Consider the following 13,315-nt stretch of genomic DNA (forward strand, 5'->3'; position numbering starts at 1 on the left):
CGTCAGGCGCGAACGGCCCGCGCCGCCGCGAGGCCCAGCGCCTGGAGGGCGGCGGCGGCGATATGGTCGGCGTTCAGCCCGGCCTGGGCGTACATGGCCGCCGGCGTGTCCTGATCCTGGAAGACGTCGGGCAGGTTCAGTGTGCGGACCTTCAGCCCGCGATCCAGGGCGCCCTTCTCCGCCAGCAGTTGCAGGACGAAGGCGCCGAAGCCGCCCATGGCCCCCTCCTCCACCGTGATCAGGGCCTCGTGCTCGCGGGCCAGGCGCAGGATCAGATCGGCGTCCAGCGGCTTGGCGAAACGGGCGTCGGCGACGGTGGCGGACACGCCGCGCGCCGCCAGCAGGTCAGCGGCCTTCAGCGCTTCCTGAAGTCGGGTGCCCAGGGACAGGATGGCGACGGCGGTCCCCTCGCGCACGATCCGGCCGCGGCCGATCTCGAACGGAGCGGCCAGGTCCGGGATCTCGACCCCGACGCCGTCGCCGCGCGGATAGCGGAAGGCGCTGGGGCGGTCGTCGATGGCCAGGCTGGTCGAGATCATGCCCGCCAGTTCGGCCTCGTCGGCGGCGGCCATCAGCACCATGCCGGGCAAGGCCCCCATGAAGCCGATGTCGAACGATCCGGCGTGGGTCGCCCCGTCGGCGCCGACCAGACCGGCTCGGTCCATGGCAAACCGCACCGGCAGGGACTGGATCGCCACGTCGTGGACGACCTGGTCATAGCCGCGCTGGAGGAAGGTGGAATAGATGGCGCAGACCGGCTTCATCCCGTCGGCGGCCAGGCCGGCGGCGAAGGTGACGGCGTGCTGTTCGGCGATGCCGACGTCATAGGTGCGGTCGGGGAAGGCCTGGCCGAACAGGTCCAGCCCCGTGCCCGAGGGCATGGCGGCGGTGATGGCGACGATCGACGGATCGGCCTTGGCGTGTTTGATCAGTTCGGTCCCGAACACCTTGGTGTAGCTGGGGGCGTTGGAGACGGCCTTGGTCTGCTTGCCCGAGACCACGTCGAACTTGACGACCGCATGAAGTTTGTCGGCGCTGCTCTCGGCGGGGGCGTAGCCCTTGCCCTTCTGCGTCACGACATGGACCAGAACCGGCCGGTCCTCGATGGCCGCCGCCTTCTTCAGGATCGGGACCAGGTTCTCCATGTCGTGACCGTCGATGGGGCCGACATAGTAGAAGCCCAGCTCTTCGAAGAAGGTGCCGCCCGTCACCATCCCACGGGCGTATTCCTCGGCCTTCTTGGCGGCGTTGCGGAACGGACGCGGCAGGTGCTGGGCGAACGAACGGCCCAGGCGGCGAACGTTCTGATAGGCGCCGCCGGACACCAGACCGGCTAAATAGGCGCTCATGCCGCCCACCGGCGGGGCGATGGACATGTCGTTGTCGTTCAGTATGACCATCAGCTGGCCGCTGGTGGCCTCGGCCGCATTGTTCATCGCCTCATAGGCCATGCCGGCCGACATGGAGCCGTCGCCGATGACGGCGACCACCTTGTTCTTTTCCCCCTTCTGGTCGCGCGCGGCGGCGAAGCCCAGGGCGGCGCTGATCGAGGTCGAGGCGTGGGCGGCGCCGAAGGGATCGTATTCGCTCTCGCTGCGCTTGGTGAAGCCGGACAGACCGCCGCCCTGGCGCAGGGTGCGGATGCGATCGCGACGCCCGGTCAGGATCTTGTGCGGATAGCACTGATGGCCGACGTCCCAGATCAGGATGTCCTTGGGCGTCTCGAACACATGGTGAAGCGCCGTGGTCAGCTCGACCACCCCCAGGCCCGCGCCCAGATGGCCGCCGGTCACCGAGACGGCGTCGATGGTCTCGGCTCGCACTTCTTCCGCCAGCTGCTTGAGCTGGGCGATGTCAAAGCCCCGCATGTCGGCGGGAAACTTGACGGTGTCGAGAAGCGGGGTGTCGGGCATCAGCCGGGAAAACCTTGGTAGTCTGATCAATCAACCCGCGAGGGCGGTCGACGTTTCGTATCAGGACCGGCGCCTTAGCACAAAGTCCACGCTCGCCTTGAGGATTTCCGCCTCATCGCCAAAGGACTCCAGGTGGGCGCGAGCCTGATCGGACAACAGCGCGACCCTCTGTCGCGCCTCGTCCAGCCCCAACAGGGTGACGAAATTGGTCTTGCCCAGGGCCGCGTCCTTGCCGCCGGCGGCCTTGCCCATTTCCTCGGCCGAACCCTCGGCGTCCAGAATGTCGTCGACGATCTGATAGGCCAGGCCGACGTCGTGGGCGAAGCTGATCAGGGCGTGCTGATGCTGGGCCGAAGCCTCGGCGATGATCAGCGGAATCTCGAAGGCATAGGCGAACAGGGCGCCGGTCTTCAGACGTTGCATCCGGGCGACCCCGCCCAGGTCGTCGCGCACGCCCAACAGGTCGATCATCTGGCCGCCCGCCATGCCCCGCGCGCCCGAGGCCAGCGACAGCCGGGCCGCCAGTTCGCAGCGGACGGCGGGATCGTCGTGGGTGTCCTCGTGCAGAATGATGTCGAAGGCCGCCGTCTGAAGCGCGTCGCCGGCCAGGACCGCCGTGGCCTCGTCATAGGCGCGGTGGACGGTCGGGCGGCCGCGCCGCATGTCGTCGTCGTCCATACAGGGCAGGTCGTCGTGGACCAGGCTGTAGGCATGGACGCATTCCAGGGCGCAGGCGGCGCGCAGCACCGACCGCGCGTCGATGTCGAACAGCCGCGCCGCCTCAAGGGCGAAAAAGGGCCGCAGCCGTTTGCCCGGTCCCAGGGCCGCATAGCGCATGGCCTCGGTCAGGCGGGATTCCGGCCCTTCCGCGCGCGGCAACAGCTCATCCAGCGCCACCGTCACCAGATCGGCGACCTCGGCGACCCGGTCGATCACGGCCTGCTCGGGCGAATTGGCGGCGATGACCCGGTTCAAGACGATCGACCGCCCTTGGCCGCAAGAGGACGATGCGGCTTCATTCGAACGACGCCGCCTCAACGCCCTTGGCCTGGCCGTCCGGCCCGACCACGATCTTTTCGACCCGCAGCTGGGCCGCCTTCAGACGCGCCTCGCAATGGGCCTTCAGCCGGGCGCCCTCTTCGTACAGGGCGATGGATTCCTCCAGCGGGGCCTGGCCGGATTCCAGGCGCGAGACGATGGTCTCCAGACGCTGCAGCGCGTCTTCGAAGCTGAGGTCGGCGGGAATGGCGGGTGCGGCGTCGGTCATGGCGCGCGACCCTAAAGACCCGGTCGCCCCGCATCAACGGTTATGCGGCTAGCGTTTTTCGTAACGGCGCTGCGACCAGTATTTGAAGCCCTGGTTATGCACCAGTTTCCACCCGTCGGCCTTCAGACGCGCGCCGACCATATGGTTGAAATAGCCGTGGGCGAAGACCAGGACGTCCTGGCCGGTCTCGGCGCGGGCGATCAGCTTGCGGGCCGCCTGTTCGGCGCGAACCTCGGCCTGGGCCCGGGTCTCCTGGCCGCCGTGATGATCGAAGGCGTGCCACCAGAAGCGCGACACCACCCCCCACCATTTCGGCGACAGCTTGATCCAGTCGGGGATCGGCGGCGGCGGCAGGGGCGCCTCGATGAACATGACGTCCGACATCACTTCCCGCCCGGCGACGACGGCGGCGGCCGTCTCCTGGGCCCGCTGGCGGGTGGAGGCGTAGATGGCGCCGGCGCCCTGGGCGGCGGCGACCAGTTCGGGCGGGGGCGTCTGGCCCGCCAGCAGACCGCCGACCTCGTACTTCGCCCACCAGTCTCCGTACTCGCGGGCAGTGATCAGGCACTTGCGCGACAGGGCGGGTTCGCCGTGGCGCGTCAGGATGATGGCGCCGGGCCGGACGCCCCTCGCGGCAGGCGCGCCAACAGAGCCGCCCACCTGAACGGCGGTCTCTTCAGTCGAATCGAGGGACAGGGCGGGGGCTGACATGGCGATGGGACGAACCTTAAGGTTTCAAGGCCTTATACGTCCTAATCCTCCCCGAGCGCGGCGACGTGTGCGACCGCGGAGCGGCCTGGTCCTTCAAGGTCGTAACCGCCCTCGCGCGCGGACACAACCTTGCCCGAACAGGTCCGGCGCGCGTTTCCCCGAACCGCGCAGGTCGCCCAGGTGAAATCCTCGGCCTCGAGCGACGGGTGCGCCAGCGGATCGCGCGCCGCATGGGGGGGCGACCAGCGCATGGGCCGGCATCGAGGCGTGGGTGAAGACCGGAAGGCCGCTCATGTCTCAACCTCCATGCGCAGATGAGCCTCGCCCCAGGCGCGCAGGGCGAGAATGACCGGAGACAGCGTCCGCCCCGCCCCCGTCAGGCGGTAATCGACGCGGGGCGGAACCTGAGCATAGACCGTCCGATGCACCAGTCCCGCCGCCTCCAGCTCGCGCAACTGCTTTGTCAGCATCCGCTGAGTGACGCCGGGAAGATGACGTTTCACCTGACTGAACCGCAGGGGGCCGTCGAGCAGATGATAGACGATCACGCCCTTCCACTTGCCGCCGATCAGATTGAGGGCGGCGTCGACGACGCATTCACCCGGCCGTACGTTTCGAGGCGGCGCCACGAAGGTTTCGGAAAAGACGGTATCCATTCGGGTACTACATACAGAAAAATGCCGTTCTTGCGCCGAATGTAGCTGAAGGCGATGTGGGGCGCGACGACACAAACCAAGGAGCATTGTCATGAAGGCCATCGGCACGACCGGCCCCCGCCCCGTTTCCGATCCCGCCGCCCTGATCGCGTTCGAGGCCGCCGAGCCTGAGCTGCGCCCGCGGGATCTGCTTGTTGCAGTCAAGGCCGTCAGCCTGAACCCCGTGGACACAAAGGTGCGCAGCAGTCGGCAGCCGGACCAGCCCAGCATCCTAGGCTATGACGCCGCAGGCGTGGTGATCGGCGTCGGCGCCGACGTCAGCCTGTTCAAGGTCGGAGACGAGGTCTTCTACGCCGGCCAGATCGACCGCCCCGGCTCGAACGCCGAACGTCAGGCGGTGGACGAACGGATCGTGGGCCGCAAGCCCCGGTCGTTGAACTTTGTCGAGGCCGCCGCCCTGCCCCTGACCGCCATCACCGCCTGGGAACTGCTGTTCGACCGAATGAAGGCGGACCGGCACGAGGACGAGAGCCTGTTGATCGTCGGCGGCGCCGGCGGGGTCGGGTCCATCCTGATCCAGATCGCCAAGGCCATGACGAAACTGCGTGTCGTCGCCACCGCCTCTCGCCCTGAAACCCGCCAATGGTGCCTGGACCTGGGGGCGGACGCCGTCATCGACCATTCCCGCCCCATCGACGAAGCCCTGACGGAAGCCGGCGAACGGGCGCCGAAATATATCGCATCCCTGACCCACACGGCCGGCCATTTCGAGGCCCTGGCCCGCGCCGTGGCGCCCCAGGGGGTCATCGGCGCCATTGACGACTTCAAGGGTCTGCCGGTCGAACTGCTGAAGCAGAAGGCGGCCGGTTTCGTGTGGGAGTTCATGTTCACCCGGCCGGTCCACCAGACCCCCGACATGATCCGGCAGCACGAAATCCTGAACGCCGTGTCGGAGGCGGTCGACGCCGGCGCCATCCGCACCACCCTGACCCGCAACCTGGGCCGGCTTTCGGTCGAGACCCTTCTCGACGGGCATCGCCAGTTGGAAAGCGGCTCGACGATCGGCAAGGTCGCGCTGGACGGCTTCTGAGGCTAAGGGGCGGATCATGACCGAGATCCTGATCCGCACCCCCCGCCCCGGAGACGCCGAAGCCCTGGGCGTCCTGGGGCGTCGGACCTTCGTCGAGACCTTCGTGACCGGCTTCGGCATTCCCTATCCCGAGACGGACCTGGCGGCCTTTCTGGACGCCAGTTTCGATCCCGAACCGACACGGAAAAAGCTGGCCGAACCCAACGCAGCCTGGTGGGTGGCCGAGCGGGACGGCGAACTGCTGGCCTTCGCCAACGCCGGTCCCAACGGCCTGCCCCACCCCGAGGCGCGGCCGGAGCATATGGAGCTGCGCCGCCTGTATGTGTCCAAGGCCGCCCAGGGTCTGGGCCTGGGCACGAAGCTGCTGACCCTGTCGCTGGACTGGATGGAGGCCAACACGGGCGGCCCGCTCTGGATCGGCGTCTGGAGCGGCAACGAAAAGGCCCAGCGCCTGTACGCCGCCTATGGGTTCAAGAAGGCGGGCGAGTATGAATACCCGGTCGGCGCCTGGCGCGACCACGAGTTCATCTTGCGGCGCGGATAGACGTTCGGCGAGCTGCGTGCTTTTCTTAAAAAAAGGGAGGAGTTCACGGTGTCAAACCGCGTCGCTGCAATTGCGCTATTGCTGGCTGCCTATTCTACAGCAGCCCATACTCAAGACACGGCGCCTGACAACAAACCGCCGAATGTTGAGGAGATCGCCACCGCCCGATCCTACGCCGACCAGTTGATCGCCTCGGCCAATGCGGCACGCTATTTCGAGAATATCACCACCGACGCTACCCCCACGGTCCGTCACAAAGCCAGCGGCATGGTGTGCGCCTTCTCAGACCCGGAATACGACAAGATCACCATCTACCCCGCTGCAGCCTCGATTGGGGAAGGTGAGGACGTGGGATGCAACACGCGCCTGCTGGAAGTTAACTTCACTAGCTACGCCACACGCTATGCGCGATACTTCAGCGAGGAAGCCATAATTCAAGACACAATGAACGCGATTGTGCAGCGATGGCCGGATGCAAAGCCCCACGCCGAGGGGCTGATTACAGCCACCATCAACGATGCCCCGGCCCAGCGCGTCGCCGGCTATGATATCAAGATCGACGGTCGTCCCATGCTCACACTCGTTCTGGTGCCCCATCAAGGCGAATGGAGTTTCAAGGGGCGTGTGACGGGACCGTCAGAAGGCGATACGCCCACAAACCTCGTGGGCGCGATCATGTTCTCGCGCAGCCTCCCGACAGAGAAAGTCGCTCCCTAAAGCTTCGGCTTTGCGGCATTAAGAGCCCATGCTCCTGCCCTTCTTCACCGCCCTGCGCGACGCCAAGGTTCCGGTGTCGATGAAGGAATGGCTCCATCTGATGGAGGCCATGGACCGCGATCTGGCCGGGCGCGAGATCGAGGCCTTCTATCACCTGTCGCGGGCGGTGCTGGTCAAGGACGAGAAACACTATGACCGGTTCGACCAGGTGTTCGGGACGGTGTTCAAGGGCGTCGAATCTGTCGGGGCGGGCGAAGATCTGACGACCGACATCCCCGAGGACTGGCTGCGGCTGCTGAACGAGAAATATCTGACCGACGAGGAAAAGGCCCAGATCGAGGCGCTCGGCGGGTTCGACAAGCTGATGGAGACGCTGAAACAGCGGCTGGAGGAGCAGAAGGAACGCCATTCCGGCGGCTCAAAATGGATCGGCACGGGCGGGACCAGTCCCTTCGGCCACGGCGGCTATAATCCCGAGGGCGTGCGGATCGGCGGCCCCGGACGACATGGCCGGGCGGTCAAGGTCTGGGAAAAGCGCGAGTTCAGGAACCTGGACGACACGGTCGAACTGGGCACGCGCAACATCAAGGTCGCCTTGCGTCGCCTGCGCCGCTTCGCGCGCGAGGGGGCGGCGGAAGAACTGGACATCGACGGCACCATCGACGGCACGGCCCGCCAGGGCTGGCTGGACATCCAGATGCGGCCCGAGCGGCGCAACACGATCAAGGTGCTGCTGTTCCTGGACATCGGCGGCTCGATGGACGGCCATATCAGGCTGGTGGAGGAGCTGTTCTCGGCCGCACGGACCGAGTTCAAGAACCTGGAGTTCTTCTATTTCCACAACTGCCTGTACGAGGGTGTGTGGAAGGACAACCGGCGGCGTCACACCGAGCGGATCGCCACCTGGGACCTGCTGCACAAATACCCCGGCGACTGGCGCGCCATCTTCGTCGGCGATGCGACCATGAGCCCCTATGAGATCACCATGCCCGGCGGTTCGGTCGAACACTGGAACGAGGAGGCCGGGGCGGTGTGGATGAAGCGAGCCCGTCAGCAGTGGGACAAGTCGGTCTGGCTGAACCCGGTGCAGGAACGGTATTGGAGCTACACCGCCTCGGTTGGCCTGTTGCGGGAGCTGATGGAGGACCGAATGTTCCCCCTGACGCTGGAAGGGCTCGACAAGGCGATGCGGGCGCTGACAAGGTAGGTTCGCCTGCGGGGCGAGCCGCCCCGTGGATTGTGAAAGAGGCCAGAGACATGCTCGCCGCCTTCGCCCTGCTTCTTCTGGCCCAACAGGCCGCCCCGACCGTGGTGTGGGAGGCGCCGCCCGCCGCCGAAGCCCCGCCGCCGCGTCCCGCCCACAATGTTCCGGAATGGGGTCTCGCCGATCCGTTCGGCTATGAGCGGGCGCGGTGCAGCCCGCAGCTGCGCGGCGCGAGATCGCTGGAAGTCTGTCAGGCCGAGGTTCGCGCCCAGCTGGCCCTGGCTCTGGGGCCGGATCTGCCCGACGCCCTGCGCCCTGAGGGGATGGCGGGCGACTGCCAGATGGCCCAGGCGGCCCAGGGCGGCTCGTCCTACGGCCTGCAGTGCGGCCCTCAGTCGCGGGCGCCGACCGACTCTCCCCGGCCCAAGGAGGTGGATTGCCGCCCCCGTCCCGAACGGGGCGGCTTCAGTTCGGAATGCCGACCGGTGGGGACGACCGAGGACAAGGGGCTGACGCTGAAGCTATGGGGCAATGACTGACCCGAACGAAAACGCCGCCCGCGATCGCGGACGGCGTTGAACGTCTTTGAATAGTCGGTCGCGTCAGTTGCGATTGTCGCGCAGACTGTCCTTCACGCCGCCGACGGTGTTTTGGACCTTGCCTTCGACCTGGTCCGCCTTGCCCTCAGCCTGAAGCTTGGAATCGCCGGTCATCTTGCCGACGCCTTCCTTGATCTTGCCGCCGACATTCTTGGCGGAGCCTTCAATACGGTCTTGATCTGGCATGGGAATTCTCCTGTTTCGAGCGACGCCGCGATGGCGCTGCAAGGTGAAGGAGAAACGGGAGCGGGTCCGGGCCGTTCCGTAAGGCTCAGCTTGCCCGACGCAGCCACACCGCGACCGCCCAGGCGTGGGAGTCGTGGCGCAGACGCGACAAAGCCACGGTCGGGTCCAGCCAGACCAGGGTGTGATCGTCCTCGCACTTGGCCTGGGGGTTCTCGGCCGTGACCGTCGCGGTCCAGAAGCCGCCGACGTTGCAGAGGGGCTCGCCGGTGCTTTTCAGATGATACTGGCCCGCCTCGGCGATGCGGTTCAGAGGCGTCACAGACAGGCCGGTTTCCTCGACGAACTCGCGCACCAGGGCCTCGACCTCGGTCTCCTCGCCATCCACCGCCCCGCCGGGAAGATCGAAATAGGCGCCGGCCGCTCGTTCGACCCGGACGCAGGCGATCAGGCCGTCGCGCTCCACCACGCCGAAGGCCGTGGCGCGGTGGCGATAGTCGAGCGCGGGATTACGAAGGCCGAACTGGAGCATGATGCAGATCCGACCTTAGAGGTCGAACGCCAATTTGGCGCGCACGCCCTTGTGCGCCGCGTCGAACTCGACGGCTGAGCGCAGGCCCGAGGCCATGGCCGAAATGATCTTGCCGCCCAGGCCGGTGCCCTTGGGTGTTCCGTCTCCCAGACCCGGACCGTCGTCTTCGACCGTCAACAGGGCGCGATGCTCGCCGTCCGGCTTCAGGCTGATGCGGATCTCCCCGCCCTGCCCAGGCTGATAGGCGTACTTCACCGCATTGGTGACCAATTCGGCGACGACGACGCCCAGGGACACGGCCTGGTCCGTGGTGACCCAAAGGGGAGCGGCGTCGACGACCAGACGCGGCGAACCTTCGCCGGGCCCCAGCGACTTGGACAGCTCGTCCATCAGGCCTTGCAGATATTCGTCCATGGCCACCCGGCTCATGTCGCCGGAGGTGTAGAGGCGGCGATGGACGTGGGCCACGGCCTCGATCCGCGCCTGGGATTCACGCAGAGCCTCGCGCGCGCCTTCATCGCTGATGTGGCGCATCTGCAGCGACATGAAGCTGGACACCAGCTGCAGCGAATTGCCGACGCGGTGATTGACCTCGCGCAGCATGGCCTCGGCGCGGTCGCGGGCCAGACGGATCTCTTCCTGGGCGATCTCGTTCTCGCGCTGAAGCCGCCGACGCAACAGGGCGTCCTCGAGGGCCGACCGCAGCAGGGCGGTGAAGTCCTCGGACACGTCCTTGATGACATAGTCTGCGGCGCCGGCGCGCAGGGCGGCGACGGCGATCCGCCCGTCCTGGGCCCCCGTCACATAGACCACGGGCGGCGGCGCCGGCAGGGCCAGGATGTCCGGCAGGACGTCCAGACCGTCCCGGCTGGGCATATAGTGGTCCAGGGCGCAGATGTCGTACTGGTTGGCGGCGAGCAGCTCCAACCCTGCGTCGCCGTCCGGGGCGCAGGTGACGGCGTAGCCGTGGCGGGTCAGTTCCTTCTCGACCAGCCGCGACAGGCCGCGGTCGTCGTCGATGTAGAGCAGACGGATGGGGCCGGACAGTCCGATCGTTAAATCTCCGGCGCCTGCATGACCGACAGGAAGAGACCCAGCTGACGGATCGCGCCGGCGAAGGACTCATAATCGACAGGCTTGGTGATGTAGACGTTGCAGCCCAGGTCGTAGCAGCGCTGGATTTCGACCTTGTCGTCGGTGGTGGTCAGAACCACGACGGGCGCCCGCTTCAAACGGTCGTCGGCCTTCACCTTTTCCAGAATGTCCGTGCCCGACATGTCGGGCAGGTTCAGATCCAGCAGGATCAGCAGCGGGCCGTTGGCCAGGATTTCCGCGCTGAACAGATAGTCCAGAGCGGCCCCGCCCTCATCGAAATGCTTGATCTCGTTGCTGATGTTGGCGCGACGGATGTTCTTTTCGATCAGTTTGGCGTGACCGTGGTCATCCTCGACCATGATGATTTTGACGGCTTGCGTCACAGTACGCCTCCAGGTTCCGACAGGATCAGTCGTTTGGGGAATTTCAGGAGGAAAGTCGAGCCCTTGCCAAGCTCGGACTCGACATCGATCGAGCCGCCGATGCGCCGAACGCTGTTGCGGACGAAGGCCAGGCCCAGGCCCTCGCCTCTTCGGTCCTGTTTCCCGGAGCGCCGGAACAGTTCGAAAATGCGTTCGTGGTCCCGCGCGGCGATGCCGCGACCGTTGTCGGCGACCCGATAGACGACCCAGCCGCCGGGCAGGTCTTCGCCCGAAACGACGATTTCGCCAGGGCGGCCGGCGTCCAGATATTTGACCGCATTGTCGATCAGATTGCCCAGAATCTGTTCCATCGACAGGCGGTCGCTTTCGATCGACGGCAAGGCCTCCACCAGGATCTGGGCGCCGGCGGCCTCGGTCTGATGGTGAACGCTGTCGGCGATGTTGCGAGCCATGGCGGTCATGTCCAGGGTCTCCGGCAGGAGATTGCGACGCCCTTCGCGCGAGAGGCGCAGGATGGCGTTGATCAGCCGGTCCATCTTCTCGGTCGAGGCGCGGATGAAGCCCAGGGCCTCGGGCATGTCTTCGCGCACGGCGGTGACGATGTCGGCCGACACCTCGCGTTCCGCCTCGGCCTCGGCCACCCCGCGCTCGATGATCTTTCCGGCCTGCTCCAGTTCGGAGGTGTAGCCCATCACATTGACCAGGGGCGCGCGCAGATCGTGGCTGACGATATAGGCGAAGCGCTGGATTTCCTCATTGGCGCGGGTCAGGGCGGCGGTGCGGTCGCGCACCATGTCCTCCAGGCCGGCGTTGATGGCGGCCACCTCCTCGCGCGCGTGCTGAATCTCGCCGACATAGCGCCGCACCATCCAGGCCGAGAGCAGCGCAAGGACCAGGACCAGCAGGCCGGTGATGGCGTTCATCACCACGGTCATCATGGCGGCGCGCTCGGACACGCGGGTCCGTTCGGCGATGCGCGCGGACTTGAAGGCGTCGAAATCGTCGATGGTCTGGCGCAGCTCGTCCATATAGCGTTTGCCTTCGCCGGACCGCACCGTCTGGATCGCTTGGCCTATGCGGCCCTCACGCGCCAAGGCCAGGGTCGCCTCCATCTCCCTCAGCTTTGCGTCGGAGAGCCTACGGATTTGGGCCACCGGCGCCCGGAGCGTCGGGTCGGCCGCCGCGCCTTCTTCGAGAAACGCCAGGGCAGGCTCGCGCTCCGCGCGCGCCTCCTCAAAGGGTGTCAGGAAATCGCTGCGGCCGGTCAGCAGAAAGCCGCGTTGCGCGGTCTCCGCATTCAGCATGGAGATCAGGACCGTGCGCGACTGGCGGCGCATCTGCTGGGCGTGTTCGATCGCATCGTTCACCGTGGCGGTGCGCTGTATCATGACGAAGGTCGAGATGTTGACCGTCAGCAGCAGGACGAAGGCTAGGACCAGCAGGCCGGTGACGGATCGCGCCAGGGAGGGCGTGCGCACAAAATCGCTGAACCGCGACCAGCTTTGGCTCGAGGGAAGTTTCATGCGGCGCAGCATTAGCGGCGACCGAGGCTGCGTCAAACGGCAGTCACACGAAACTCTTGGGCCTTTCGCGTCTTCTGATGAGTATGGTCTGGCTTGCCGGTCTGCGGCGGGCGGAAAACGGGGGGAAGGGCGATGATCTGGTGGTGGTGGATTTTACCGGCGGCGGCGGCCCTGATTGGCCTGGTTCTGCTGGTCCGCGGCTTGCGCGCCCTGTTCGGCGGCAGGGCGGTGCGGGGCGTGGCGGGCGCGGCGCTCGGCGGCGGCGTCCTCTGGCTGGCGTCCCTGGCGACCCTGTTCGGCCTGAACCTTCAGACCTACGACCGGCTGACCTATGAACGTCCGGTTGCGAGCCTGGAACTGAGGCGCCTCGGGCCGCAGTATTATGAGATCGAGCTGACGCCCCTGTCGCAGGACAGGCCGGCCGCAGCGACCCTCTATCCTGTCCACGGCGACGACTGGCGGATCGACGCCCAGGTGCTGAAGTGGAAACCTTGGGCCAATGTGCTGGGCCTGGATTCCCAATATCGGCTGGAACGCCTGTCGGGTCGCTATCGCACGGTCGAACAGGAGTTGACCGCCGAACGCAGCGCCTATGATCTGGCGGCCATCGAGGAAAACGCCCGCAACGGCGCCCTGCCCTATAAGGTCGAGGCCTGGGACGCGATCCGGCGCTACCGCCGCTACATCGACGCCGCCGATACCCTCTACGGCTCGGCCGCCTATATGCCGATGGCCGAGGGCGCGCGCTATGAGGTCTGGATCACCCAGTCCGGCCTGATCGCCCGCCCGGTCAATGAGGCCGCGCGCGCCGCCTCCGCCGGCGGCTGGACGGTCGCCGACTAGGCCGAATCCACATTCCGCGCCGCCAAGGCACGATGGCGTCCAAGAGTGCGAAGGC

17 protein-coding genes are annotated in these 13,315 nt (G+C 66.6%); 6 read left to right on the forward strand and 11 right to left on the reverse strand.

The annotated features are described in order from the left end of the window. Positions 1-2: 2 nt before the first annotated feature. The 6 genes from dxs to GGQ93_RS02255 all read right to left on the reverse strand — a co-directional run bounded on the left by dxs (position 3) and on the right by GGQ93_RS02255 (position 4,547). Entirely contained in the window at positions 3-1,913 is a 1,911-nt protein-coding gene (gene dxs, locus GGQ93_RS02235; protein ID WP_375782435.1) for a 1-deoxy-D-xylulose-5-phosphate synthase, read from the reverse strand. Positions 1,914-1,973: 60 nt separating this feature from the next. Beyond that, positions 1,974-2,849 carry a polyprenyl synthetase family protein gene (locus GGQ93_RS02240; protein ID WP_152951165.1) on the reverse strand — a complete coding sequence of 292 codons (876 nt, stop codon included), beginning with the start codon at positions 2,847-2,849 and terminating at the stop codon, positions 1,974-1,976. A gap of 79 nt (positions 2,850-2,928) precedes the next feature. Beyond that, the gene (locus GGQ93_RS02245) at positions 2,929-3,180 is read right to left on the reverse strand and encodes an exodeoxyribonuclease VII small subunit (RefSeq protein WP_054766482.1); all 252 of its coding nucleotides are present in this window, start codon (positions 3,178-3,180) and stop codon (positions 2,929-2,931) included. Between the two features lie 48 nt (positions 3,181-3,228). After that, entirely contained in the window at positions 3,229-3,891 is a 663-nt protein-coding gene (locus GGQ93_RS02250) for a histidine phosphatase family protein (RefSeq protein WP_183214986.1), read from the reverse strand. Between the two features lie 41 nt (positions 3,892-3,932). After that, the gene (locus GGQ93_RS16465) at positions 3,933-4,142 is read right to left on the reverse strand and encodes an arginase family protein (protein WP_325100319.1); all 210 of its coding nucleotides are present in this window, start codon (positions 4,140-4,142) and stop codon (positions 3,933-3,935) included. 39 nt (positions 4,143-4,181) lie between these two features. Further along, positions 4,182-4,547, reverse strand: a complete 366-nt coding sequence (locus tag GGQ93_RS02255; RefSeq protein WP_221233496.1) for a winged helix-turn-helix transcriptional regulator — start codon at positions 4,545-4,547, stop codon at positions 4,182-4,184. Between the two features lie 91 nt (positions 4,548-4,638). Here GGQ93_RS02255 and GGQ93_RS02260 point away from each other — a divergent pair, with 91 nt between their 5' ends. From GGQ93_RS02260 to GGQ93_RS02280, 5 genes are read left to right on the forward strand one after another with little or no spacing between them, the layout of a single operon-like run. Beyond that, positions 4,639-5,637 (forward strand): zinc-binding alcohol dehydrogenase family protein, encoded by a 999-nt coding sequence (locus GGQ93_RS02260; RefSeq protein WP_183214987.1) that lies wholly within the window; start codon positions 4,639-4,641, stop codon positions 5,635-5,637. A 16-nt stretch (positions 5,638-5,653) separates the two neighbouring features. Continuing rightward, positions 5,654-6,181, forward strand: coding sequence for a GNAT family N-acetyltransferase (locus GGQ93_RS02265; protein WP_183214988.1), 528 nt, complete (start codon positions 5,654-5,656; stop codon positions 6,179-6,181). A 48-nt stretch (positions 6,182-6,229) separates the two neighbouring features. Next, the gene (locus GGQ93_RS02270; RefSeq protein WP_183214989.1) at positions 6,230-6,898 is read left to right on the forward strand and encodes a hypothetical protein; all 669 of its coding nucleotides are present in this window, start codon (positions 6,230-6,232) and stop codon (positions 6,896-6,898) included. 28 nt (positions 6,899-6,926) lie between these two features. Continuing rightward, on the forward strand, positions 6,927-8,105 hold the full coding sequence (locus tag GGQ93_RS02275) for a vWA domain-containing protein (protein ID WP_183214990.1): 1,179 nt from the start codon (positions 6,927-6,929) through the stop codon (positions 8,103-8,105). A gap of 50 nt (positions 8,106-8,155) precedes the next feature. Then, the gene (locus GGQ93_RS02280) at positions 8,156-8,641 is read left to right on the forward strand and encodes a hypothetical protein (protein WP_183214991.1); all 486 of its coding nucleotides are present in this window, start codon (positions 8,156-8,158) and stop codon (positions 8,639-8,641) included. Between the two features lie 63 nt (positions 8,642-8,704). On the opposite strand, the gene GGQ93_RS02285 is transcribed toward GGQ93_RS02280, so the two are convergent. The 5 genes from GGQ93_RS02285 to GGQ93_RS02305 form a co-directional block, all read right to left on the reverse strand. Then, on the reverse strand, positions 8,705-8,887 hold the full coding sequence (locus GGQ93_RS02285) for a CsbD family protein (RefSeq protein WP_183214992.1): 183 nt from the start codon (positions 8,885-8,887) through the stop codon (positions 8,705-8,707). A gap of 85 nt (positions 8,888-8,972) precedes the next feature. Continuing rightward, positions 8,973-9,416, reverse strand: a complete 444-nt coding sequence (locus GGQ93_RS02290; protein WP_182713277.1) for an NUDIX domain-containing protein — start codon at positions 9,414-9,416, stop codon at positions 8,973-8,975. A gap of 15 nt (positions 9,417-9,431) precedes the next feature. After that, positions 9,432-10,469 carry a sensor histidine kinase gene (locus tag GGQ93_RS02295; RefSeq protein WP_183215240.1) on the reverse strand — a complete coding sequence of 346 codons (1,038 nt, stop codon included), beginning with the start codon at positions 10,467-10,469 and terminating at the stop codon, positions 9,432-9,434. Between the two features lie 2 nt (positions 10,470-10,471). Then, positions 10,472-10,894, reverse strand: a complete 423-nt coding sequence (locus tag GGQ93_RS02300; RefSeq protein WP_224761032.1) for a response regulator — start codon at positions 10,892-10,894, stop codon at positions 10,472-10,474. Further along, positions 10,891-12,417, reverse strand: a complete 1,527-nt coding sequence (locus tag GGQ93_RS02305; protein WP_224764278.1) for a sensor histidine kinase — start codon at positions 12,415-12,417, stop codon at positions 10,891-10,893. Before GGQ93_RS02305 ends, GGQ93_RS02300 begins: the two co-directional genes overlap by 4 nt. 132 nt (positions 12,418-12,549) lie before the next feature. Here GGQ93_RS02305 and GGQ93_RS02310 point away from each other — a divergent pair, with 132 nt between their 5' ends. Further along, a complete protein-coding gene (locus tag GGQ93_RS02310) occupies positions 12,550-13,260 on the forward strand; it encodes a hypothetical protein (RefSeq protein WP_054766493.1) in 711 nt (236 codons plus the stop codon). Positions 13,261-13,315 lie beyond the last annotated feature (55 nt).

Source organism: Brevundimonas aurantiaca (genome assembly GCF_014199955.1).
GTDB classification, from domain to species: Bacteria; Pseudomonadota; Alphaproteobacteria; order Caulobacterales; family Caulobacteraceae; genus Brevundimonas; species Brevundimonas aurantiaca.

Excerpts from the sequence above, each read along its gene's own strand:
- GGQ93_RS02275 (WP_183214990.1), top strand. The coding sequence starts at position 6,927 with ATGCTCCTGCCCTTCTTCACCGCCCTGCGCGACGCCAAGGTTCCGGTG.
- GGQ93_RS02310 (WP_054766493.1), top strand. The coding sequence starts at position 12,550 with ATGATCTGGTGGTGGTGGATTTTACCGGCGGCGGCGGCCCTGATTGGC.
- dxs (WP_375782435.1), bottom strand. The coding sequence starts at position 1,913 with ATGCCCGACACCCCGCTTCTCGACACCGTCAAGTTTCCCGCCGACATG.
- GGQ93_RS02285 (WP_183214992.1), bottom strand. The coding sequence starts at position 8,887 with ATGCCAGATCAAGACCGTATTGAAGGCTCCGCCAAGAATGTCGGCGGC.
- GGQ93_RS02245 (WP_054766482.1), bottom strand. The coding sequence starts at position 3,180 with ATGACCGACGCCGCACCCGCCATTCCCGCCGACCTCAGCTTCGAAGAC.
- GGQ93_RS02260 (WP_183214987.1), top strand. The coding sequence starts at position 4,639 with ATGAAGGCCATCGGCACGACCGGCCCCCGCCCCGTTTCCGATCCCGCC.
- GGQ93_RS02250 (WP_183214986.1), bottom strand. The coding sequence starts at position 3,891 with ATGTCAGCCCCCGCCCTGTCCCTCGATTCGACTGAAGAGACCGCCGTT.
- GGQ93_RS02290 (WP_182713277.1), bottom strand. The coding sequence starts at position 9,416 with ATGCTCCAGTTCGGCCTTCGTAATCCCGCGCTCGACTATCGCCACCGC.
- GGQ93_RS02280 (WP_183214991.1), top strand. The coding sequence starts at position 8,156 with ATGCTCGCCGCCTTCGCCCTGCTTCTTCTGGCCCAACAGGCCGCCCCG.
- GGQ93_RS02255 (WP_221233496.1), bottom strand. The coding sequence starts at position 4,547 with ATGGATACCGTCTTTTCCGAAACCTTCGTGGCGCCGCCTCGAAACGTA.
- GGQ93_RS02265 (WP_183214988.1), top strand. The coding sequence starts at position 5,654 with ATGACCGAGATCCTGATCCGCACCCCCCGCCCCGGAGACGCCGAAGCC.
- GGQ93_RS02305 (WP_224764278.1), bottom strand. The coding sequence starts at position 12,417 with ATGAAACTTCCCTCGAGCCAAAGCTGGTCGCGGTTCAGCGATTTTGTG.
- GGQ93_RS16465 (WP_325100319.1), bottom strand. The coding sequence starts at position 4,142 with ATGCGCTGGTCGCCCCCCCATGCGGCGCGCGATCCGCTGGCGCACCCG.